Raw genomic sequence first — 18,628 nt, 5'->3', positions numbered from 1 at the left:
GGGACTCACAGTGACGGTGCCTCCTCAAGCAGCGGGTGACCCCACCTTTCCACGAAGGCGGCCTCTACGGCAGCGCCGACCTTGTACAGGCGGTCGTCCTTCATGGCCGGGGCGATGATCTGCAGCCCGACGGGCAGGCCGTCCTCCGGCGCGAGGCCGCAGGGCAGCGACATGGCGGCGTTGCCCGCCATGTTCGACGGGATGGTGCACACGTCCGCGAGGTACATCGCCATCGGGTCGTCGGCGCGCTCGCCGATCGGGAAGGCGGTGGTGGGCGTCGCGGGCGAGACGATCACGTCGACCTGCTCGAAGGCCTTCTCGAAGTCCTTCGTGATCAGGGTGCGGACCTTCTGGGCGCTTCCGTAGTACGCGTCGTAGTAGCCGGAGCTCAGGGCGTACGTGCCCAGGATGATGCGGCGCTTGACCTCGGCGCCGAAGCCGGCCTCGCGGGTGAGCGCGGTGACCTCCTCGGCGGACTTCGTGCCGTCGTCGCCGACCCGCAGGCCGTACCGCATGGCGTCGAAGCGCGCGAGGTTCGAGGAGCACTCGGAGGGCGCGATCAGGTAGTACGCGGAGAGCGCGAGGTCGAAGGACGGGCAGTCCAGCTCGACGATCTCGGCACCGAGCTCCTTGAGCAGCGCCACGGACTCCTGGAAGCGCTGGACGACACCCGCCTGGTAGCCCTCGCCGGCGAACTGCTTGACGACGCCTACGCGCATGCCCTGTACGGAGCCATTGCGGGCGGCCTCGACGACCGGCGGGACCGGGGCGTCGATGGACGTCGAGTCGAGCTCGTCGTGCCCGGCGATGGCCTCGTGCAGGAGCGCCGTGTCGAGGACGGTGCGGGCGCAGGGCCCGCCCTGGTCCAGGGAGCTGGAGAACGCCACCATGCCGTAGCGGGAGACGCCGCCGTAGGTGGGCTTGACGCCGACCGTGCCGGTGACGGCGGCGGGCTGGCGGATGGAGCCGCCGGTGTCCGTGCCGATGGCGAGGGGGGCCTCGTACGACGCGAGGGCGGCGCTGGAGCCGCCGCCGGAGCCGCCGGGGATGCGGGTGAGGTCCCACGGGTTGCCGGTGGGGCCGTACGCGCTGTTCTCGGTGGAGGACCCCATGGCGAACTCGTCCATGTTGGTCTTGCCGAGGATGACGACGTCGGCTTCCTTCAGCTTGCGCGTGACGGTCGCGTCGTACGGCGGGATCCAGCCCTCGAGGATCTTGGAGCCGACCGTGGTCGGTACGCCCTCGGTGGTGAAGATGTCCTTGAGCGCGAGCGGGACGCCGGCCAGCGGGCCGAGCTTCTCGCCGTTCTCGCGCTTGGCGTCGACGGCGCGGGCCTGCGCGAGGGCGCCCTCGCGGTCGACGTGCAGGAAGGCGTTCACCTTCTCGTCGACGGCCTCGATGCGGGCGAGGTGGGCCTCGGTGACCTCGACGGCCGTCAGCTCGCCGGAGGCGACCTTCGCGGCGATGTCGGCGGCGGTGAGCCTGATGATGTCGATCTTGCTGTCCGTCATGGTGGGTTAGTCCTCCCCCAGGATCTGCGGCACCTTGAAACGCTGCTGCTCTTGTGCCGGGGCTCCGGAGAGCGCCTGCTCGGGGGTGAGCGACGGACGGACCTCGTCCGCGCGCATGACGTTCGTCAGCGGCAGCGGGTGGGAGGTCGGCGGTACGTCTTGGTCGGCGACCTCCGAGACGCGGGCGACCGCGCCGATGATGTCGTCGAGCTGTCCGGCGAAGTGGTCGAGCTCTTCGTCCTTCAGCTCAAGACGTGCTAGGCGGGCGAGGTGGGCGACCTCCTCGCGCGTAATGCCAGGCATGCGGCGATCCTCTGGGGGTGAGTGTGTGGTTTGTGGCCCCAATCCTATGGGGCCACACCCCATGCACGTGAAACGGATTCCCCGACAAGCCCCCCACACGCCCCTCGCCGGGATCCAGGCCAGCCCCTCAGCGAGACCTCCACCCGCCCCCGACGGGATCTGCGCCCGCCCCCGGCACCATCTCCGCCTGTCCCCCGGCATCCGCCACCGCGGCGTTCACGGGCGCTTCGGGGGCGGGTCGTTACCGCCCGCCGCTCCGCCGCGCGGGACTGCGGCTACTTCAGCGCGTCGGCCTCCGCGGCAGCCCGCGCCGCCTCCGCCTCCTCGGCGGCTACGTCCACCGGCCTGCGCCAGCCGCGGGACCCGCGGGCCCGCAGCCAGGCGGTGGTCTCGTCCGCGGGCATCGCCGCGGCGACCAGCCAGCCCTGCACCGCGTCGCAGCCCAGGTCGCGCAACCGCTCCCACGTCTCGTCGTCCTCGACGCCCTCGGCCACCACGAGCAGCCCCAGGGAGTGCGCGAGGTCGACCGTGCAGCGGACGATCTCCGCGTCTTCGTTGTCCACCGCGAGCCGCGCCACGAAGGACCGGTCGATCTTCAGCTCGCTCACCGGCAGCCGCCGCAGGTGCACCAGGGACGAGTAGCCCGTGCCGAAGTCGTCGAGGGACATCTTGACCCCGTGGCCGGTCAGGCCCGCCAGGGTGTCGGCGGCCCGCTGCGGGTCCTCCAGGAGCACGTGTTCCGTTATCTCCAGCTGCAGCGCGCCCGGCGGAACCCCGTGCCGTGCCAGGCGCGCGGCGACCGCGCCCGCGAAACCGGGGGTGTGCACGTCACGCGGCGAGACGTTCACCGCGACAGGGACCTTGAGCCCCTGCTCCTGCCACTTGGCCACCTGGCCGAGCGCGGTCTCCAGGACGTACTCCGTGAGGTGCGGCATGAGGCCGGACGATTCGGCTATGGCGATGAACTCGTCCGGCGGCACCTTCCCGCGCTCGGGATGCACCCACCGCACCAGCGCCTCGAGACCCGCGACGCGGCCGTCGAACTGGACCTTCGGCTGGTAGTGCAGCTCGACGTCGCCCGCGTCGAGGGCCCGGCGCAGATCGCCGAGCAGGCCGAGCCGGTCGGGGGTGTTGGAGTCCCGCTTGGACTCGTACACCTCGACGCCCGTACGGTCCCGCTTGGCCTGGTACATCGCGACGTCCGCCCGCTGCAGCAGCCCTTCGGCGTCCATCGCGTGGTCCGGGAAGACGGCGAGCCCGGCGCTGGCCTCCAGGACCAGCGTCAGGCCGTCGAGGTCGAGGGGCGAGCCGAGGGCGGCGACCAGCGAGCGTGCCACCCGGGTGGCCGACGTGGTGGAGTCGGCGACCGGCAGCAGGACGGCGAACTCGTCGCCGCCGAGCCGTGCGGCCTCCGCGCCGCGCGGCAGGGCGAGCCGCAGCCGGTCGGCGATCTGCAGGAGCAGCCGGTCGCCCGCGAGATGGCCCAGGGTGTCGTTCACCGAACGGAAGCGGTCCATGTCGATCAGCATTAAGGCGGACCGTGCCCCGATCCGCTCGGCGTCGTCGAGCGCCGTCCAGGTCCGCTCCAGGAGCCACTGCCGGTTGGGCAGCCCGGTGAGCGGGTCGCGCAGCTGCTCCTCGGCCCTGGCCCGCGCGATCCACAGCGTGGAGTCGAGCGCGACGAGTGGGATCGCGAAGAGCGGCAGCAGGGCGGGGGTCGAGGCCGCGACCACGCAGATCAGCGGGGCGATGCCGAGCAGCGCGACGGCGACGAGCCCCTGCCGGACCAGGGCGGTGCGGGTGACCGTGGGCAGCGCTCCGGTGCGCGGCGCGTGGACGTACCAGAGCAGGACCCGGGTGACGACGAGGTAGGCGATCGCGGCGAGCGCCACTTCGGGGGCGGAGTACAGGTCCCAGGTCTCGGGCAGCCAGGGCGACTGCGCCGAGGGCGCCGTGCCGAAGGACGCCATGACGAGCGCGCCCGCGCCGATGCCGAGGATGTCGACGGCGCCGTGCAGGATGCCCTGTCGCCAGCGGTGGCGGCGCGCGATGCCGACCAGGACGACGACGGTGAGGCTGACCATTCCGGCGGGCACCCAGCCGTACAGCAGGAGGACGGCGACGGTGAGCGCGCCGCCCGAGCCGGTGCCGCCCCACCAGCGGTCCCGGCCGAGCGCGACGAGGTGGCCGACGATGAGCCCCGTGAGCACGGCGAGCGACCAGCCGACCGTGCCGGAGGGGAAGAGCGCGTCGCGTCCGGTGAACGCGTGGAAGAAGCCCGTGCCGAGCACCACCGCGGCGATCGTCACGACGGCAACCGGAAGCACTGGCCAAGGATCGCGCTCGCCGGACGCGTCGTCCGTGTCGGGCGCCTCCCTGCCGCGCCAGAGGGTCCTGCGCCGTCCCTCGGCACCGGACTGGGCGGAGCCGGGCCCCGCCGCGTCGCGGCCGCCCGCCGCCTCGCCCACGCCGAGCTCCTGCGTGCCGTAGGCCCCGACGGTGCTCCATGCGCGTTCGCGCCGCTCAACTGCGGTGCTCGGGACGGCGGGGAGCCTGTCCTCGGCTTCGCGTGCCTCCCGTGCCGCCCTGCGTCCGCTGAGCCACGCACCCGGTCCGCGACGCAGGCGCGCGGGCAGCCGGGAGTCCGGTGCGGCGCTCTCGGTCGGTTCCATTCCCGTCCCTCTCACAGCCGGCGGTGCCCACGCCACGCGGACTCGCTCCAGAAGTCAGCCGCGTCTGAAACCCCTTCCCCATGCTCCCGATGAGCAGGGGATACCCCAATCGCAGCGGGGCACGGCAGGCGCACACCTCAACAGTAGGCCGCAGAAGGCTTCTACGGGCAGCGGTCCACAACGGTTGCCCGAATGCGACCCGGCCACCCGTATGCATCTGGTATGCGCTGAACGGGTGGCCTTCAACCGCTACTCCTCGGTCGGAAGCGCGACTTCCGCGGCTGCGTCGGGTCCCTGTTCCAGCAGGACGGCGAAGCCTTCCTCGTTGAGAACCGGAACCTTCAGCTGCATGGCCTTGTCGAATTTAGATCCAGGATTGTCACCCACTACGACGAAAGCTGTCTTCTTCGAAACGGAACCGGTGACCTTTGCGCCCCGGCTCTGCAACGCATCTTTTGCGCCATCCCGTGTGTGGTTCTCGAGCGTTCCGGTCACGACGACGGTGAGGCCTTCGAGGGGCCGCGGCCCCTCGTCCTCTCCCCCGCCCTCTTCCTCCATACGGACACCGGCCGCCCGCCACTTGCGCAGGATCTCCCGGTGCCACTCCTCCTCGAACCACTGCTTCAGGGAGGCGGCGATGGTCGGGCCCACGCCCTCGACGGCGGCGAGCTCCGCCTCCGTGGCCTGTTCGATGCGCTCGACCGACCGGAATTCACGGGCGAGCGCTTCCGCGGCGACCGGGCCCACGTGCCGGATGGACAGGCCCGTGATGACTCGCGCGAGCGGGCGCTCCTTGGCCGCCGCGATGTTCTCCAGCATGGACACGGCGTTCTTCTTGGCCTCGCCCTGCTGATTGGCGAAGACCGTGGCGATCTTCTCCTCGCCCGTCTTGGGGTCCCGCTTGGGCAGCCCGCTGTCCTGATCCAGTACGTACGCCTTGATCGGCAGGAGGCGCTCGATGGTGAGGTCGAAGATGTCGCCCTCGTCCAGGATCGGCGGCTCGGACGGTTCCAGGGGCTTGGTGAGCGCCGCCGCGGCCACGTACCCGAAGTTCTCGATGTCCAGGCTCTTGCGGCCCGCGAGATAGAAGAGACGCTCGCGCAACTGGGCGGGGCACAACTGGGCGTTGGGGCAGCGGAGGTCGATGTCGGCCTCCTTCATCGGCCGCAGCGCCGTCCCGCACTCGGGGCACTCGGCGGGCATCACGAACTCCCGCTCCGTGCCGTCCCGCAGGTCGACGACGGGGCCGAGGATCTCCGGGATGACGTCGCCCGCCTTGCGCAGGACGACCGTGTCCCCGATGAAGACGCCCTTCTTCTTCACCACGTCCTGGTTGTGCAGGGTCGCGAACTCGACCTCGGATCCCGCGACGGTGACGGGCTCCACCTGGGCATACGGCGTGACGCGGCCGGTGCGGCCGACGCCCACGCGGATGTTCACCAGCTTGGTGTTGACCTCCTCGGGGGCGTACTTCCAGGCGATCGCCCAGCGGGGCGCCCGCGAGGTGGAACCGAGGCGGCCCTGGAGCGGGATCTCGTCCAGCTTCACGACGACGCCGTCGATCTCGTGCTCCACGGAGTGGCGGTTCTCGCCGAAGTACGTGATGAAGTCCCGTACGCCGTCGAGCCCCTGGACCACCTTGTTGTGCTGGGCGGTGGGCAGGCCCCACTCCCCCAGGAGCTCATAGGCGTGGCTGAGGCAGTCGATGTCGAAGCCCTCGCGGGCGCCGATGCCGTGCACCACCATGTGCAGCGGGCGCGTCGCGGTGACGCGCGGGTCCTTCTGGCGCAGCGAACCCGCCGCCGCGTTGCGCGGGTTGGCGAAGGGCTTGTCGCCGGCCTCCACCAGACGGGCGTTCAGCTCCTCGAACTTCTCCATGGGGAAGAAGACCTCGCCGCGGATCTCCACGAGCGCGGGGATCTTGTCGCCCTTGAGGCGGTCCGGGATGTCCCCGATGGTGCGGACGTTCGGAGTGATGTCCTCGCCCGTGCGGCCGTCGCCGCGGGTGGCCGCGCGGGTGAGCTTGCCGTCCTCGTACGTCAGGTTCACGGCGAGGCCGTCGACCTTCAGTTCGCACAGGAAGTGGTGGTCGCTGGTGCCGACCTCCTTGCCGACGCGGTCGGCCCAGGCGGCGAGCTCCTCGTCGTCGAAGGCGTTGTCCAGGGAGAGCATGCGCTCGCGGTGCTGGACCGAGGTGAACTCGGTTTCGTACGCCCCGGAGACCTTCTGGGTGGGCGAGTCGGGCGTGCGCAGCTCCGAATACTGCTCTTCCAGGGCTTCGAGCGAGCGAAGGAGCTTGTCGAACTCGGCGTCGCTGACGACCGGTTGGTCGTTCACGTAGTACCGGAAGCGGTGCTCCTCGATCTGTTCGGCCAGCTGGGCATGCTGATCCCGTGCCTCGGCGGGCACAGAGCCTTGCTGTTCGACAGCCACCGTTACATCCTCCCGTTACGTCATACCCAATTACTCAGGGTTGTCCGCGAGTGATCTCGCCGCCCGGGCGCAGTGGGCTAGCACCGCGCGGGCGTACGCCGGGGAAGACCCCGCGAGCCCGCACGACGGAGTGACCGTGACCGACTCCGCGAGAGATCCCGGATTCAGTCCCAGCCTGCGCCACAGCGTCCTGACACCCATGACGCTACCGGCAGGGTCTGACAATGGGCCGTCCACGCCGGGCACGACACCGGCGAAGAGCTTGGTGCCTCCCTCGACGGCCTCCCCGACCGCCTCGTCGTCACGCTCGGTGAGCAGCGAGAAGTCGAACGAGATCGCGTCCGCCCCGGCGCGGCGCAGGAGCGCGAACGGAACGTCCGGGGCGCAGGAGTGCACGACGGTCTGCCCGTCATGGACGCCCAGGACCTCCCGCAGGGTGCTCTCCACGAGCTGGCGGTCCACGGCGCGGTGGGTGCGGTACTCGCTCGCCGTCTTGATGTGTCCGCGCAGCACGGCGATGAGCGAGGGCTCGTCGACCTGGAGCACGATCTGCGCCCCGGGGATCCGGCGGCGTACGTCCGCGAGGTGGGCGCGCAGCCCCTCGGCGAGGGATCCTGCCAGGTCACGGCAGGCGCCGGGGTCGGAGAGCGCCGCCTCGCCGTTCTTCAGCTCCAGGGCCGCGGCGAGGGTCCACGGCCCGACGGCCTGCACCTTGACCGGCCCTTCGTACCCCTGGGTGAACTCCTCCAGGGCGTCGAGGTCTTCGCCGAGCCACGCCTTCGCGCGGCGCGTGTCGCGCCCCGGCCGGTCGCCGATCCGCCAGCCGCTGGGCTCCACGCGCGCGTAGAGCTCGACCAGCATTCCGGCGGTCCGCCCGATCATGTCGGCGCCGGGCCCGCGCGCGGGCAGCTCCGCCAGGTACGGGAACTCCTCGAAGCTGCCGGTGACGGTCTTCGCGGCCTCACGGGCGTCGCCGCCCGGCATGGACCCGATGCCGGTGGCCGGGCCCCAACGGTGCGCGCTCACGGTCTCGCTCACAGTCCCGCTCACTGTCCGGGCCGCACCGTCAGGTCGTTGACCTCCGCGTCGCGCGGCAGGTCGACGGCCATCAGGATCGTCGTGGCGACCGACTCCGGGTCGATGAAGCGGGAGGGGTCGTACTCCTTGCCCTCCTGCTGGTGGACCTTGGCCTGCATGGCGCTCGCCGTGCGGCCCGGATAGACGGAGGTGACGCGGACGCCGTTCGCGTGCTCCTCGCCCCGCAGGGAGTCGGCAAGGGCCTTGAGGCCGTGCTTGGAGGCGGCGTAGGCGGACCACTCGGGGCTCGCGCTCAGGCCCGCGCCCGAGTTGACGAAGACCACGTGGCCGTGTGCGGCGCGCAGTTGGGGCAGGAAGTGACGGGTCAGCTCGGCGGGGGCGATGAGGTTGACGTTGAGCTGGTGGCGCCAGGACTTGGGGGTGAGGTCACCGACGCGCCCCAGGTCGACGACGCCCGCGATGTGGAGCAGGGAGTCCACGCGGTCGGGCAGCGACTGGTGGCCGAACGCCCAGGAGAGCTTGTCCGGGTCGGAGAGGTCGCCCACGAGCGTGGCGGCCCCCGGGAATTGCTCCGCCAGTTCTTTCGCCCGGCCCGCGTCGCGTGCGTGCAGGACGAGGTCGTCGCCGCGTGCGTGGAGACGGCGGGCGACGGCCGCGCCGATGCCGGAGCCCGCCCCGGTGATCACATGTGTTGCCATGCGTCCATCGTCGCACCCCGGCAGGTGCAGGTCAGCGCGGAGTCACTGGGTGCCCATGGCCTCCTCCAGGTACGCGAGCGCGCCGACCGGCTCCTCGGCGAAGAAGACCAGGCCGGTCAGCGGCACCGGCAGGAAGCCCTCATCCTCCATGCGCTGGAACTGCTCCTTCAACCCGTCGTAGAAGCCCGCAGAGTTGAGCAGGACGACCGGCTTGGTGTGCTTGCCGTGCTTCTTCAGTTCGAGGATCTCGGTGGCCTCGTCCAGCGTGCCCGTGCCACCGACCATGATCACGATCGCGTCGGACTTCTCCAGGAGCAGCGCCTTGCGCTCGGCGAGGTCGCGCGCGATCACCATCTCGTCGGGCGCGGTGACGGCGCGGGCCTTGGCGGCGAGGAAGTCCACCGAGACACCCACGAGCCCCCCGCCCGCCTCGTGCACCCCATCGGCGACGACCTTCATCAGGCCGCTCTCCGAACCACCCCACACCAGGGTGTGGCCGCCCTTGCCGAGCAGTTCGGCGAATTCGCGGGCGGGGCGGGTGTAGCGGTCGGGGAGGTCGGCTGCGGAGAGGAAGACACAGATGTTCATGGCCTCACCGTACGATCCGGCACAGACTGGGTGGAACGCAGCCGCTCACAGAAGGAGAACACGGTGACCGCAGGACACAAGATCACCATCGAGCAGGGCTCCGGCCTCGTACGCGTGGTGCGTGACGGCCAGGTCGTGGCCGAAAGCCGGCGTCCGCTGCTGCTGCACGAGACGGGCTGCCCGGTGCGCTACTACCTCCCCCCGGAGGACGTCCGCACCAGCCTCCTGACCCCGTCGGACACGACGACCTACTGCCCGTTCAAGGGAACGGCGTCCTACTGGTCGCTGCCCGACGCCCCCGGCACCAAGGACGGCAAGGACGCGGTGTGGGCCTATCCCGAGCCGAAGGACGCGGTGTCGCAGATCAAGGACCACTTCTGCTTCTACGAAGTAGAAGCAGCGGAGTGAGGCGGTAGCGGCAGGCGGCCGGGCGGCGGCCGGCAGACCCTAGACCGCCGCCGTCGCCCGCTCCGTCGTCGCGATCGTCGCCGAGCCGACCACGCGCGTGCCGTCATACAGCACGATCGCCTGCCCGGGGGCCACGCCGCGTACCGGCTCCTCGAAGGAGACCCGCAGTTCCGAGCCGTCGACCAGCTCCGCGCGCACCGGCGTCTCGCCGCCGTGCGCCCGCAGCTGCGCGGTGTACGTGCCGGGGCCGGTGGGGGCCGCGCCGCACCAGCGGGGCTTGATCGCCGTCAGGCCCGAGACGTCGAGGGCGGCGACCGGGCCGACCGTCACGGTGTTGTTCACCGGGGAGATGTCCAGGACGTAGCGCGGCTTGCCGTCGGGGGCCGGGGTGCCGATCCGCAGGCCCTTGCGCTGGCCGATGGTGTAGCCGAAGGCGCCCTCGTGGGTGCCCAGCTTGTTCCCCTCGGCGTCGACGATGTCGCCCTCCGCCTTGCCCAGGCGGTCCGCGAGGAAGCCCTGGGTGTCGCCGTCGGCGATGAAGCAGATGTCGTGGCTGTCGGGCTTCTTGGCGACCGCGAGGCCGCGCTCCTCGGCCTCCGCGCGGATCTCCTCCTTGGTGGTGAGCGTGTCACCGAGGGGGAACATCGCGTGGGCGAGCTGGCGGTCGTCCAGGACCCCCAGGACATACGACTGGTCCTTGGCCATGTCCGACGCACGGTGCAGCTCGCGCGTGCCGTCGTCGTTCACCACGACCGTGGCGTAGTGCCCGGTGACGACCGCGTCGAAGCCGAGCGCGAGGGCCTTGTCCAGGAGCGCGGCGAACTTGATCTTCTCGTTGCAGCGGAGGCACGGGTTGGGGGTGCGCCCCGCCTCGTACTCCGCGATGAAGTCCTCGACCACGTCCTCGCGGAACCGCTCGGCCAGGTCCCAGACGTAGAACGGGATGCCGATGACGTCCGCGGCGCGGCGGGCGTCGCGGGAGTCCTCGATGGTGCAACAGCCTCGCGCGCCCGTGCGGAACGATTGCGGGTTCGCCGAGAGCGCCAGATGCACTCCGGTCACGTCGTGCCCGGCTTCGGCGGCACGCGCGGCGGCGACGGCGGAGTCCACGCCGCCCGACATGGCGGCGAGTACGCGCAGGGGGCGGGGGTGCGGCGGGGTCCTGTTCTCAGTCATAGCTCTAACAGGGTACGGGCCCGCGGGAACCACGCGCCCGTGAGTAAGCGTTGACGATCACATGGGGGAAGAACAGGACTCGACGGCGGAGCGCAAGCCCGAGCGCCGGGGCATCGACCGGCGGACGCTCCTGATCGGCGGCGCGGTGGCCGCCGCGGGCACTGCCGTGCTCGCGTCCGACCAGCTGGGGCGCCTGTGGTGGCGGCTGCCCGGCGTGGTCAAGAAGCGCAAGGAGGGCGAGGTCGACGCCAAGGGCGCCCAGTGGGTCGCCGCGTCGGACTACAACTGGCGGCGCGCGGACCGTCCCGACGACTACGGAATCGACATGGTCGTCATCCACGTCGTGCAAGGCGGGTACGACACCGCGCTGAAGGTCTTCAAGGACCCCGCGCACGGCGCCGCGGCCCATTACGTGGTGCGCAAGGACGGGCACGTGGCCCAGATGATCCGCGAGCTCGACGTGGCGTTCCACGCGGGGAACAAGAGCTACAACGAAAGGAGCATCGGCATCGAGCACGAGGGCTTCGTCGACAAGAAGTCCTCGTTCACCGATGCGATGTACGAGTCGTCGGCGCGGCTCACCGCAGGAATCTGCAAGCGGTACGACATCCCGGTGGACCGCAAGCACATCATCGGGCACGTGGAGGTGCCGGGCACGGACCACACGGATCCCGGGCCGCACTGGGACTGGGACCGGTACATAAAGCTGGTCAAGAAGGCCCGCACCGCTCTCGCCTGACCCCCGCAACCGCAACCGCTACCGCAGGTGCACCGGCAGCGACTCCACCCCGTACACGATGGACAGCTTGCGGAAGGAGAGCTCCTCGGGGTCGACCGCGAGCCGCATGTCCGGGAAGCGCTTCACCAGGGCGGGGTAGGCGGCGCGCAGCTCCATGCGGGCCAGTTCGGCGCCGATGCAGCGGTGGATGCCCCAGCCGAAGGCGAGGTGGCCCGAGGCCTTGCGGTGCGGGTCGAAGCCGCCGCCGTCGGGGGTGTACTTGGCGTCGCGGTTGCCGCCGCTCAGGGAGCAAAGGACCAGGTCGCCCTTGGGTATGCGCACCCCGGCCACCTCGATGTCCTCGCGGGCGAACCGCGGGAAGGCGACCTGTACGACGGTGAGGTAGCGCAGCGCCTCCTCGACGAAGGGCGCGGCGGCCGCGTCGTCGTCGCGCAGACGTGCGGCCGTCCCGGGGTCCTGCAGGAGCAGCAGGGAGCCGAGGGCCAGCATGCTCGCGGTCGTCTCGAAGCCGCCGGTGAGGATGCCGTCGGCGAGACCGGCGAGCTCCTCGTCGTCGACCGTGTCGCCGTGCTCCTTGACGATCATGCCGAGCAGTCCGTCGCCCGGGTTCTCGCGCTGCTTCTTGACGACGTCACGGAAGTAGGAGAGCGATGCGGATATCGCCCCGAAGGGAGCGGTCGCCCCGGCGAAGAGGTCGAAACGCTCCATGGCCAGCTGCTGGAAGTCGTGGCGGTCCTCGTAGGGCACGCCGAGCAGCTCGCAGATCGTCAGCGAGGGGATCGGGAGCGCGAACTCCTGGACGAGGTCGACGGGCCCTTCGGCGGCCTCCATCGCGTCGAGCCGCTCCTCGACGATGGCCTCGATGCGGGGCGTGAGGCGGCGCAGCCTGCGCATCGTGAACTCGGGGGTGAGGATGCGGCGCAGATGCGTGTGGACCGGGGGGTCGCTGAAGCCGAGGCCGCCGGGGTTGTGGTCCTCGACCACGCCTGCGTTGCCCGCGAGGTTCGTGAAGTCGTTGCTGAAGCCGTCGGTCGCCCCGAGGACGGCCTTGACCTCGTCGTAGCCGGTGACCACCCAGGCATCCATGCCGAACGGCAGCGGCACCTTGGATATCGGCTCCTCCGCCTGGCGCTCGGTGAGCCGGGCCACCGGGTCGAGCCCGTCACGGCGCATCGGCGCGAGAAGGGGCTCGGGCAGCCGCGATATCGCGGAGGCACTGATCCCGTTCTTCTGGATCCGGGAGAGGTACATCCGTCCGAGCCGCGCGGTGATGCGAGAGCGGAGGTTCGCCTTCAATGTGAACTCCAGGAGGGGGTTGTCGTGCAGCCCCGAACGCGCGGAGCGGACTCGCGAGCGGCAAGCATAGATCGGCCGACTGTGGGCCTCGTAGCCCGCTCCTGCGCCTGTCCGCCCGATAGCGGCCGAAACCGGCATCAACTCCGGGCGGGATCAATCCAGTAGGGCGTTACCTGCGTCACCTACCGCCGCAAACCGGGACCAAGTAGGTGCATCACCCAGCTAAATCACTCAGCTAATTCGCTCAGCTGAGTCGCTCGGTCAGGACGCGGCAGCCGACCCGCTCAGCTGAGTCCCGCCGTCCGCGCCCGCTCCACCGCCGGGCCGATCGCCCGGCCCACCGCTTCCACATCGGCCTTCGTCGAGGCGTGGCCGAGGGAGAAGCGCAGCGTGCCGCGGGCCAGGTCGGGATCGGTGCCGGTGGCGAGCAGGACGTGGCTGGGCTGGGCGACGCCCGCCGTGCACGCGGAGCCGGTGGAGCACTCGATGCCCTGCGCGTCGAGCAGCAGCAGGAGGGAGTCACCCTCGCAGCCGGGGAAGGTGAAGTGCGCGTTCGCGGGCAGCCGGCCTGCCGGGTCGCCCCCCAGGATCGCGTCGGGGACCGCCGCGCGCACGGCGGAGACGAGATCGTCCCGCAGCGCGCCGATCTCGCGGGCGAACCACTCGCGATGTTCCGCGGCATGCTGCCCCGCCACGGCGAACGCGGCGATGGCGGGCACATCCAGCGTCCCGGAGCGCACATGACGCTCCTGCCCGCCGCCGTGCAGGACGGGCACGGGGCTGTACTCGCGGCCCAGGAGCAGCGCCCCGATGCCGTACGGACCACCGACCTTGTGCCCGGAGACGGTCATCGCGGCGAGGCCCGACGCACCGAAGTCGACGGGGATCTGACCGAAGGCCTGCACCGCGTCGGCATGCAGCGGGATGTCGAACTCCCGCGCCACGTCGGCAAGTTCGCGGATCGGCTGGATGGTGCCGATTTCGTTGTTGGCCCACATGACGGTGGCGAGGGCGACGTCGTCGGGGTTGCGCTCGATCGCCTCGCGCAGCGCGTCGGGGTGCACGCGGCCGTACGCGTCGACGGGGAGGTACTCGACGGTGGCGCCTTCGTGCTCGCCGAGCCAGTGCACGGCGTCGAGGACGGCGTGGTGCTCGACGGGGCTCGCGAGGACCCGGGTCCGCGCCGGGGCGCCGCCTCCGGGGGCGCGCCTCGCCCAGTACAGGCCCTTCACGGCGAGGTTGTCGGCCTCGGTGCCGCCCGCGGTGAAGACGGTCTCGCTGGGGCGCGCACCGAGCGAATCGGCGAGCGCCTCGCGGGCCTCCTCGACGGTACGTCGCGCCCGGCGCCCCGCGGCGTGCAATGAGGATGCGTTGCCGGTGACGGCGAGCTGGGCGGTCATCGCCGCGATCGCCTCCGGGAGCATCGGAGTGGTCGCTGCGTGGTCGAGGTAGGCCATGGTGTGCACGATTCTACGAGCCGTGCGGGGCCCCGCGTTCCAGCGGTCAGCCCGCGAGACCCCACGACACGGTGTTGTCCATGGACATCAGCACCGCGAGGACGACGAGATCGGCCACACCGAGCCCGAGACCGAGGACCGCGCGGCCCTTGCGGGCGGTGCCGCGCAGGAGCGCGATGCTCGCGAGGACGATCGCGATGGGACCGAGGAAGAGGTTCAGGACGAGCAGCCCGAGCAGGCCGAGGACGAACGAGGCGACGGCCATGCCGTCGGTGTCACGCCGACCGGTGGGGACGGGGGCGGTCGTGGGGGTCGAAGAGGCGGAAGAGGTGTTGGCCTTGGGCTCGGACTTGGGAGCGAGGGTGCTGAGTCCCATGGTGCGACTCCTTTCAGGTGCCGTACGGATCAGTCGGTCTCGGATCTGCGCTCGGGACGACGCCCGGGCACTCAGGACGAGTGCCGGCGCGTGTGCCGCTCGCGGACCGTGAACACCACGAGCCAGACGCCGATGACGGCGGCGGCGACGAGGCTGACGGGGAGCGGCGCGTGGGCCACGGAGCCCAGGGCGACACCGAGCAGCAGGAGTGCGGCGACGAGGAACAACACGGGATGCCTCTCGTTGATCTCGTTGGTGATTTCGGTGAACGCTTGTGGTAACAACTGTTCACTGAGTTAGAGAGTACCGCGTCTCCGGCTTCCCAATCTCGGAGAACAGTTGTTAACTGCATGGCATGAGTCACACTCTCGGCATCCGGCAGGCCCAGAAGCAGAAAACCCGGCAGGCACTCCTCGACGCGGCGCTCCAGCTGCTGGAGGAGCAGAGCCTGAGCAGCCTGGGTCTGCGCGAGGTCACGCGTGCCGTGGGGGTGGCCCCCACCGCCTTCTACCGGCACTTCCGCGACATGGCCGACCTCGGCGTGGCCCTGGTCGAGGAGGCGCTCGACAGCCTGCACACCACACTCGTCGCCCTCCTCGCGGCGACCGGCGACGGAGCCGACGACGGCGAGGAACGCATCGCGGCCACGGTCGAGTTGATCGTCGCCTATGTACGCACCCACCCCGCGCACGTCCGGTTCATCGCCCGCGAGCAGCACGGCGGGGTACAGGCCGTGCGCTCCGCGATAGGCGATCAGCTGACCCTGTTCGCACAGGAGGTGAAGGATCAGTTCGCGCGCGAGCCGGACTCCGCGGGCTGGGCCGAGGACGACCTCCTGATGCTGGCCAGGATGTACGTCGACCACATGGTGATGACCGCCTCCTCGCTCCTGGAGGCGGCGCCCGGCACCGAACAGCGCGTGGCGGCCGGCGCGCGACGACAGCTGCGCCTGCTTTCGCTCGGGCGGCACCACTGGCTCGACGAGCGCTGACCGGGCTCAGAGCGAGGGCTCGACGCGCCCGTAAGGAGCAACTAGCCTTACGGTCATGACGACCGATCGTGACTGGACACTCGACCAGACCTTCGCGGGACCGACCGGCACCGTCCGCTGGACCGCCCTCGGCCCCGAGGACGCCCCGCCCGTCGTCCTGGTCCACGGCACACCCTTCTCCTCGTACGTCTGGCGGGGCGTGGCCCGCGCACTGTCCCGGGATCACCGCGTGTACGTGTGGGACCTGCCGGGCTACGGAACGTCCGAGATGCGCTCCGGGCAGGACGTGACCCTGGCCGCCCAAGCCCGCGTCCTCACCGAGCTCCTCGCGCACTGGGGGCTCGACGAACCTGCCGTGTTGGCCCATGACTTCGGCGGCTGCATCGCCCTGCGCGCCCACCTCCTGCACGGCGCCCGCTACGGACGTCTCGCCGTGGTCGACCCGGTGGCCCTCGCTCCCTGGGGCTCCCCCGCCTACCGGCTGCTCGGCGCGAACGCCGACGTCTTCAGCCAGTTGCCGCCCGCCCTGCACGAGGCGCTGGTGCGCGAGTACGTCGCCTCTGCGAGCCACCGCGGACTGCACCCCGCGGTGCTCGACCGCCTGGTCGAGCCCTGGTGCACGCAGGAGGGCAGGCCCGCCTTCTACCGGCAGATCGAGCAGAACGACCAGCGGTACACGGACGAGATCCAGGGCCGGTACGGCGAGTTGGCGCTGCCCGTCCTGATCTGCTGGGGCACGGACGACACCTGGATTCCGGTGGAGCGCGGCCACGAGCTCGCCAAGCTGATCCCGGGCTCCGAGCTCCGTCTGATCGAGGGCGCGGGCCACCTCGTACAGGAGGACGCGCCCGCCGAGCTCACCGCTGAGCTGAGCCGCTTCCTGCGTACAGACCGGTGACCGCGGCGGCGGCGTCCGCGAGCTCGGCGCGCGCCTCTGGCGGCGAGAGCACTTCCACACTGGCCGCGAACGGAAGCAGCGTGCGGACGTCGCCCACGACGCCGAAGCCGAGCCGGACGGTGATCCACTCGCTCTCCCCGTCGTCATCGGGACGCTCGCTGAGAAACTGCCCCTTGAGGCGCAGGAACTGGGCGAAGCGGTCGCGCGCGACCCGCGCCGTCACGTCGACGGCGACCGGCCGGTCCTCGACCTGCCGCTTCAGCACCCCCCAGACGTCGGCGAGCTCGACACCTGCCCTGCGCCGCACGGGCTGGTCCGTGAGAGCCGCCGACCGCACCCGGTCGGCGCGGAAGAGCTGCGGGGCGCCGCGCCGGTCGGCGACCAGATACCAGACGCCCGCCTTCGAGACGAGGCCGTACGGGTCCACGGTGTAGCCGCGCGGCCGGTCGTCGCCGCTGTGCCGGTAGCGCAGCCGCAGCCGCCGGTCGGAGAAGACGGCGTCCTGCAGTACGTCGAGATCGCCGGTGGCCGCATCCGATCCGCGGGGGCCCGGCATCCAGCGCGCCGAGTCGACGAGGATGCGCCGACTGGTCAACTCGGCCGCGGGCCGGTGCGGTTCGGGCAGCGCCGCCATGACCTTGCGCAGCGCGGAGCCGATGGCCTCGTCGAGGCCGAGCGCGGCGTGCGCGCCCTGCGCGGCCAGGATGAACAGCGCCCGCGACTCGTCCGCCGTGAGCCCCGTGACGTCGGTGCGGAAACCGGCAAGGAGCGCGATGCCGCCGTGCCTCCCGCGCTCGGCGTACACCGGGACTCCGGAGGCGGAGAGTGCCTCGACGTCGCGGTAGATGGTGCGCACCGAGACTTCGAGGCGGTCGGCCAGTTCATGGGCGGGAACCTGCCCGCGGGTCTGGAGCAGCAGCAGGATCGAGAGCAGCCGGTCGGATTTCACGCGGTCAACAATGACCGAAAGGGCTGACACAGGCTGCGAGGTGCGGCCGGCAAGGGGGTCTTGTCCGCCGCTCCCAAGTCCTGCTTATGATTCAGGCGTGTTCGATTCCCGGCACATCAAGTCATTTCACGAAGTGGTCCGGACCGGCTCCTACTCCGCCGCCGCCCGCTCGCTCGGCTATACGCAACCCGCGATCACCCAGCAGATGAAGGCGCTCGAACGCTCCGTCGGCACGGTCCTCTTCACCCGCGTCGGCCGCAGGATGCGCCTCACCGAGGCCGGCGAGGCGCTGTCCCGGCACGCGGGGATCATCCTGGGCAACATCAACGCAGCCGAGCAGCAGATGAACGCCATCACGGGCCTGCGCAGCGGACGCGTACGCATCTGCGCCTTCCCCAGCGCCAACGCCACCCTCATCCCCGAGGCCCTCGCCCGGCTGGCGCAGAGCCACCCCGGCGTGCGCGTCGAGCTCCAGGAGAACGAACCGCCCGAGTCGCTGCGGCGCCTGGTGGACGGCGACTGCGACATCACGCTGGCCTTCCACTACCCCGGCCTGCACGAGGACGTCCCGGACGACGTGGTGGAGATCCCGCTGATGGAGGACCAGCTGACGGTCCTCATGCCCTCCCGCCACCCGCTGGCCCGGCGCCGCTCCGTCAAGCTCGCCGACCTCGCGGGCGAGCGCTGGATCGCGGGCTGTCTGCGCTGCCGCGCCAATTTCCTGCACGAGTGCGCCGAACAGGGCTTCGCGCCGGACATCGCCTTCACCACGGACGACAACCTCGTCATCCAGAGCCTGGTCGCCGAAGGGCTCGGCATCGCGATGATGCCGGGCCTCGTCCTCAACTTCCTGCGCCACCGGCAGGTGACAGGACGGGCCCTCGATCCGGCGTCACGCCGCCAGGTCTCGGCGTACGCGCTCAGGGAGCACCTGCGGATACCCGCGACGGCGCTGGTGCTGGAGGAACTGAAGGCGGTCGCAGCGAACCGGGTGGGCTGCTGAGGCACGCCCCGCCGCACACCCGTCACCCCGTCACTCGAACCCCACATCCATAAGCAAAAGTTGGCATGTGGCTTAGAAACTGTCGTTGGACG

The 18,628-nt window shown here is 70.9% G+C and carries 18 protein-coding genes; 5 read left to right on the top strand and 13 right to left on the bottom strand.

All coding sequences use genetic code 11. From position 1 onward, the window contains the following. Positions 1 to 5 precede the first annotated feature (5 nt). The 7 genes from gatA to ACWFR3_RS36560 all read right to left on the bottom strand — a co-directional run bounded on the left by gatA (position 6) and on the right by ACWFR3_RS36560 (position 9,243). Positions 6 to 1,511 (bottom strand): Asp-tRNA(Asn)/Glu-tRNA(Gln) amidotransferase subunit GatA, encoded by a 1,506-nt coding sequence (gene gatA / locus ACWFR3_RS36590; RefSeq protein WP_453739008.1) that lies wholly within the window; start codon positions 1,509 to 1,511, stop codon positions 6 to 8. A gap of 6 nt (positions 1,512 to 1,517) precedes the next feature. Beyond that, positions 1,518 to 1,814 (bottom strand): Asp-tRNA(Asn)/Glu-tRNA(Gln) amidotransferase subunit GatC, encoded by a 297-nt coding sequence (gatC, locus tag ACWFR3_RS36585; protein WP_016642027.1) that lies wholly within the window; start codon positions 1,812 to 1,814, stop codon positions 1,518 to 1,520. A 275-nt stretch (positions 1,815 to 2,089) separates the two neighbouring features. Then, complete coding sequence (locus ACWFR3_RS36580) at positions 2,090 to 4,282, bottom strand: putative bifunctional diguanylate cyclase/phosphodiesterase (RefSeq protein WP_453739018.1); 2,193 nt, start codon at positions 4,280 to 4,282, stop codon at positions 2,090 to 2,092. Between the two features lie 453 nt (positions 4,283 to 4,735). After that, positions 4,736 to 6,919, bottom strand: coding sequence for an NAD-dependent DNA ligase LigA (gene ligA, locus ACWFR3_RS36575; protein ID WP_453739007.1), 2,184 nt, complete (start codon positions 6,917 to 6,919; stop codon positions 4,736 to 4,738). 30 nt (positions 6,920 to 6,949) lie between these two features. After that, positions 6,950 to 7,945 carry a methionine synthase gene (locus tag ACWFR3_RS36570; RefSeq protein ID WP_453739017.1) on the bottom strand — a complete coding sequence of 332 codons (996 nt, stop codon included), beginning with the start codon at positions 7,943 to 7,945 and terminating at the stop codon, positions 6,950 to 6,952. Between the two features lie 20 nt (positions 7,946 to 7,965). Next, the gene (locus tag ACWFR3_RS36565) at positions 7,966 to 8,655 is read right to left on the bottom strand and encodes an SDR family oxidoreductase (protein ID WP_453739006.1); all 690 of its coding nucleotides are present in this window, start codon (positions 8,653 to 8,655) and stop codon (positions 7,966 to 7,968) included. A 42-nt stretch (positions 8,656 to 8,697) separates the two neighbouring features. Then, complete coding sequence (locus ACWFR3_RS36560) at positions 8,698 to 9,243, bottom strand: LOG family protein (protein WP_453739005.1); 546 nt, start codon at positions 9,241 to 9,243, stop codon at positions 8,698 to 8,700. A 63-nt stretch (positions 9,244 to 9,306) separates the two neighbouring features. On the opposite strand from ACWFR3_RS36560, the gene ACWFR3_RS36555 reads away from it, so the two are divergent. After that, entirely contained in the window at positions 9,307 to 9,651 is a 345-nt protein-coding gene (locus ACWFR3_RS36555) for a DUF427 domain-containing protein (RefSeq protein ID WP_453739004.1), read from the top strand. A gap of 39 nt (positions 9,652 to 9,690) precedes the next feature. Here the strand turns inward: ACWFR3_RS36555 and mnmA are convergent, their stop codons facing one another. After that, entirely contained in the window at positions 9,691 to 10,827 is a 1,137-nt protein-coding gene (mnmA, locus tag ACWFR3_RS36550) for a tRNA 2-thiouridine(34) synthase MnmA (RefSeq protein WP_453739003.1), read from the bottom strand. A gap of 61 nt (positions 10,828 to 10,888) precedes the next feature. On the opposite strand from mnmA, the gene ACWFR3_RS36545 reads away from it, so the two are divergent. Beyond that, entirely contained in the window at positions 10,889 to 11,566 is a 678-nt protein-coding gene (locus ACWFR3_RS36545; protein ID WP_453739002.1) for an N-acetylmuramoyl-L-alanine amidase, read from the top strand. A gap of 18 nt (positions 11,567 to 11,584) precedes the next feature. On the opposite strand, the gene ACWFR3_RS36540 is transcribed toward ACWFR3_RS36545, so the two are convergent. From ACWFR3_RS36540 to ACWFR3_RS36525, 4 genes are all read right to left on the bottom strand, one after another. Continuing rightward, on the bottom strand, positions 11,585 to 12,817 hold the full coding sequence (locus tag ACWFR3_RS36540; protein WP_453739016.1) for a cytochrome P450: 1,233 nt from the start codon (positions 12,815 to 12,817) through the stop codon (positions 11,585 to 11,587). A gap of 329 nt (positions 12,818 to 13,146) precedes the next feature. Next, the gene (locus tag ACWFR3_RS36535; RefSeq protein WP_453739001.1) at positions 13,147 to 14,319 is read right to left on the bottom strand and encodes a cysteine desulfurase family protein; all 1,173 of its coding nucleotides are present in this window, start codon (positions 14,317 to 14,319) and stop codon (positions 13,147 to 13,149) included. Between the two features lie 46 nt (positions 14,320 to 14,365). Then, positions 14,366 to 14,695 (bottom strand): hypothetical protein, encoded by a 330-nt coding sequence (locus tag ACWFR3_RS36530; RefSeq protein WP_453739000.1) that lies wholly within the window; start codon positions 14,693 to 14,695, stop codon positions 14,366 to 14,368. A 71-nt stretch (positions 14,696 to 14,766) separates the two neighbouring features. Next, the gene (locus ACWFR3_RS36525) at positions 14,767 to 14,979 is read right to left on the bottom strand and encodes a hypothetical protein (RefSeq protein WP_453739021.1); all 213 of its coding nucleotides are present in this window, start codon (positions 14,977 to 14,979) and stop codon (positions 14,767 to 14,769) included. A 71-nt stretch (positions 14,980 to 15,050) separates the two neighbouring features. Here ACWFR3_RS36525 and ACWFR3_RS36520 point away from each other — a divergent pair, with 71 nt between their 5' ends. Then, complete coding sequence (locus ACWFR3_RS36520) at positions 15,051 to 15,686, top strand: TetR family transcriptional regulator (RefSeq protein ID WP_453738999.1); 636 nt, start codon at positions 15,051 to 15,053, stop codon at positions 15,684 to 15,686. Positions 15,687 to 15,741: 55 nt separating this feature from the next. Continuing rightward, positions 15,742 to 16,584 carry an alpha/beta fold hydrolase gene (locus ACWFR3_RS36515; protein WP_453738998.1) on the top strand — a complete coding sequence of 281 codons (843 nt, stop codon included), beginning with the start codon at positions 15,742 to 15,744 and terminating at the stop codon, positions 16,582 to 16,584. Here ACWFR3_RS36515 and ACWFR3_RS36510 read toward each other — a convergent pair. Continuing rightward, a complete protein-coding gene (locus tag ACWFR3_RS36510) occupies positions 16,544 to 17,533 on the bottom strand; it encodes a helix-turn-helix transcriptional regulator (RefSeq protein WP_453738997.1) in 990 nt (329 codons plus the stop codon). The two genes, ACWFR3_RS36515 and ACWFR3_RS36510, sit on opposite strands and share 41 nt — an antisense overlap. 97 nt (positions 17,534 to 17,630) lie before the next feature. Here ACWFR3_RS36510 and ACWFR3_RS36505 point away from each other — a divergent pair, with 97 nt between their 5' ends. Continuing rightward, entirely contained in the window at positions 17,631 to 18,536 is a 906-nt protein-coding gene (locus ACWFR3_RS36505; RefSeq protein ID WP_453738996.1) for a LysR family transcriptional regulator, read from the top strand. The last annotated feature ends 92 nt before the right edge of the window (positions 18,537 to 18,628 follow it).

The organism is Streptomyces sp. NPDC055189 (genome assembly GCF_053606765.1).
Note: the sequence above shows the minus strand (reverse complement) of the source record. Positions and strands in the feature narration are given on the sequence as shown.

Excerpts from the sequence above, each read along its gene's own strand:
- mnmA (WP_453739003.1), bottom strand. The coding sequence starts at position 10,827 with ATGACTGAGAACAGGACCCCGCCGCACCCCCGCCCCCTGCGCGTACTC.
- ACWFR3_RS36530 (WP_453739000.1), bottom strand. The coding sequence starts at position 14,695 with ATGGGACTCAGCACCCTCGCTCCCAAGTCCGAGCCCAAGGCCAACACC.
- ACWFR3_RS36545 (WP_453739002.1), top strand. The coding sequence starts at position 10,889 with ATGGGGGAAGAACAGGACTCGACGGCGGAGCGCAAGCCCGAGCGCCGG.
- ACWFR3_RS36565 (WP_453739006.1), bottom strand. The coding sequence starts at position 8,655 with ATGGCAACACATGTGATCACCGGGGCGGGCTCCGGCATCGGCGCGGCC.
- ACWFR3_RS36515 (WP_453738998.1), top strand. The coding sequence starts at position 15,742 with ATGACGACCGATCGTGACTGGACACTCGACCAGACCTTCGCGGGACCG.
- ACWFR3_RS36540 (WP_453739016.1), bottom strand. The coding sequence starts at position 12,817 with ATGTACCTCTCCCGGATCCAGAAGAACGGGATCAGTGCCTCCGCGATA.
- gatC (WP_016642027.1), bottom strand. The coding sequence starts at position 1,814 with ATGCCTGGCATTACGCGCGAGGAGGTCGCCCACCTCGCCCGCCTAGCA.
- gatA (WP_453739008.1), bottom strand. The coding sequence starts at position 1,511 with ATGACGGACAGCAAGATCGACATCATCAGGCTCACCGCCGCCGACATC.
- ACWFR3_RS36560 (WP_453739005.1), bottom strand. The coding sequence starts at position 9,243 with ATGAACATCTGTGTCTTCCTCTCCGCAGCCGACCTCCCCGACCGCTAC.
- ACWFR3_RS36520 (WP_453738999.1), top strand. The coding sequence starts at position 15,051 with ATGAGTCACACTCTCGGCATCCGGCAGGCCCAGAAGCAGAAAACCCGG.
- ACWFR3_RS36535 (WP_453739001.1), bottom strand. The coding sequence starts at position 14,319 with ATGGCCTACCTCGACCACGCAGCGACCACTCCGATGCTCCCGGAGGCG.